Genomic DNA, 2,019 nt, shown 5'->3' with positions numbered 1-2,019 from the left:
CTTAAGGTACGTAGTTGCGCTTGAGCGCTCTTTCGGAGATTGTGGAAAAGAGCGCTTAAGCGCAACTACGTACCTAATTGAAGCGCTCTTTTAGAGATTGTGGAAAAGAGCGCTTAAGCGCAACAACGTACCTAATTAAAGCGCTCTTTTCTAGATTTTGCAAAAGAGCGCTGAAGCGCAACTACGTACCTAATTGAACGGTTGATGATTTGGATTAATTGCGGTGATTGTTGGTGTACCGAATTCGGGCTCCGGCCCACTGAAGTTTTTCCCTCAATGTGCCGTAATAAGAATAGTTTTCCCGCAAAATGATAAATTTGGCTTCGCAGTCTGCCATCCGCACATCTACGCGCTGTCCGGGCCAAATTGCTGTAGCTAAAATGCCGTCCATCCAGAGTTTTGTACTGAGTTCGTAATCTGCTAAGGGCCAAATGCTGACGACGGAACCGGGCGGCAAAACTACAGCCCGGCTGGATAAACTTAAAGGGCAAATCGGAGTAACTGCGATCGCATCCATTCCCGAGTGGATAATCGGCCCGTTGGCAGATGCGGTGTAGCAAGTCGAACCGGTAGGGGTTGCCACAATTAAACCGTCGCCTTGATATTGATCGACTACTTCGCCGTCAACTTCCATTTCTAGAATACAGCTCGGCATTCGATCGGCAGAAGCAGGTTTGACACACATTTCATTGAGTGCCAAAAATCGATCGCTTTCCGGTTCAAGATTAGTTCTGTTTCCCTCAAAAACCGCCGCCTGCAACATCATCCGCTTCTGCACGGCATACCTATCTTCGGCTAGTCTGTCCCAAATCTCCTCAGTATTTTGGAAATCCTCAAAAGACTCGGTTAAAAAACCCAGATGTCCGCCTACATTCGCAGCTAAAATCGGGATGCCGTCAGCAGCCAAATTCCGGGCTGCGGCCAGGGCTGTACCGTCGCCGCCGAGGACTACGGCTAGATCGATCGGGCTGTTACTAGAAGCTAAAAACACCGGATACGGGTTATCTTTCGGGCCGCTGGGGCCCATTAAAACTTGACAGCCGCGATTTTCTAGCTGGCGGGCACATTGTTCTGCCCACCGCTGGCTGAGGGTGTCTCGGGCTTTGTGGGCGATAATTACTTGTTTTAGTTGCACAATTAATTTGGGATTTGGGATTTGGGGTTTGGGATTTTAGACTGAACTAAAAAATCTCAAAATGTTCGATCGCACAAATTGATTTCGGACATCATTTTAGATATTAAACTATTCTTGAAAATTGCGAGGCATAGCCAAAGCATCTGCGTTCCTCGGCAGCGCCGGGGAACGAGAATTCCCCATTGTTTAATCGAAAATCGCCCATCGAAAATGGTATTGATTACCCATCAATACTTCTGGATTTGGGCTGCGGCCAAATAATGCTGGTATCGGAGGCGAGGATGCGAGAAACTGCGATCGCCCCAAAACGGTTGAGGTGGCTGGGATCTAAGAAATAGTCGTTGCGATTTGGCCACCGCTGGGACAAGTCGCGGAAGGCGAATCCTTTTTGTCGCGAGAGTTGCTGCATTCGTTGTCTAAACTGCTGTTCTGCCCACCGACGAGTTGGATCTAGGTAGTCGTCGGTGAGGGGCAAATTGACGAAAATTAGGGGGATTTTCCGAGTTTTGGTAAATGCTACGACTGAATTAAAGGCTGTTGCTTGTTTGCCACTGAGGTTGAAGTCTTCGTAGTCGCGATCGTACTTGCCTGAAACGTAAGCGCGTTGTCGATAATATGTGTCGGGATTGTAACTTCCTGATATAGGCATGAATCCGTTAGAGTCGATCGCATCTGCCAATTCGCTGACTTGTCTAATTGCTATTTTTGTTTGTGATACTGCATTCTGGGCAACAGGCAAGATGCCTGTTCCACTGTTGAGTAATTTGACTGTGGGGAGTAGGGGTTGGGCATCTTGCCCGCCCCAGTCAGCAACAGGCAAGATGCCTGTTCCACTGTTGAGGAATTTGACTGTGGGGTGGGCATCTTGCCCGCCCCAGTCAGCA

1 protein-coding gene and 1 pseudogene are annotated in these 2,019 nt (G+C 48.6%); both read right to left on the bottom strand.

The window, feature by feature from the left end:
- Nucleotides 1-214: 214 nt before the first annotated feature.
- A complete protein-coding gene (locus tag JGK20_RS34060) occupies nt 215-1,135 on the bottom strand; it encodes an NAD(+) kinase (protein WP_293186638.1) in 921 nt (306 codons plus the stop codon).
- Between the two features lie 220 nt (nt 1,136-1,355).
- Nucleotides 1,356-2,019: pseudogene (locus JGK20_RS34055) on the bottom strand (hypothetical protein); the annotation flags it as partial.

Source organism: Microcoleus sp. PH2017_05_CCC_O_A, from assembly GCF_020738785.1.
Taxonomy (GTDB): Bacteria; Cyanobacteriota; Cyanobacteriia; order Cyanobacteriales; family Microcoleaceae; genus Microcoleus.
This window is presented reverse-complemented; position numbering and strand designations above follow the sequence as displayed.